Origin of the sequence: Mesorhizobium sp. M7A.F.Ca.CA.002.09.1.1 (assembly GCF_003998555.1) — a bacterium.
Classification (GTDB): Bacteria; Pseudomonadota; Alphaproteobacteria; order Rhizobiales; family Rhizobiaceae; genus Mesorhizobium; species Mesorhizobium ciceri.
This window is the reverse complement of record NZ_RZRR01001621.1, coordinates 1-436: the sequence shown is the minus strand read 5'-3', so window position 1 is coordinate 436 and position 436 is coordinate 1. Positions and strand designations below refer to the sequence as shown.

1 pseudogene is annotated in these 436 nt (G+C 68.6%); it reads left to right on the top strand.

What is annotated here, in order from left to right:
* A pseudogene (locus tag EN994_RS34995) lies at positions 1-436 on the top strand (carbamoyl phosphate synthase large subunit); the annotation flags it as partial.

Sequence of the window (436 nt, the reverse complement as noted above, 5' to 3'; positions counted from 1 at the left end):
GGACGGCACGGTCTATGTGCTGGAGGTCAACCCGCGCGCATCGCGCACCGTGCCCTTCGTCGCCAAGACCATCGGCCGGCCAATTGCCAAGATTGCCGCCCGCATCATGGCCGGCGAGAAGTTGGAAGACGCCTTCGCCCATTACGGCGCCATGCCCGACCCCAGGAACCCCGGCCACATCGCGGTCAAGGAAGCCGTGTTCCCCTTCGCCCGCTTCCCCGGCGTCGACATATTGCTCGGCCCGGAAATGCGCTCGACCGGCGAGGTCATGGGCCTCGACCGCGATTTCGCGCTGGCCTTCGCCAAGAGCCAGCTCGGCGCCGGCGTCGACCTGCCGCGCTCCGGCACGCTGTTCGTCTCGGTGCGCGACGAGGACAAGAAAGGCATCCTGCCGGCGGTGAAGCGCCTGGCCGGCCTCGGCTTCAAGGTGCTGGCC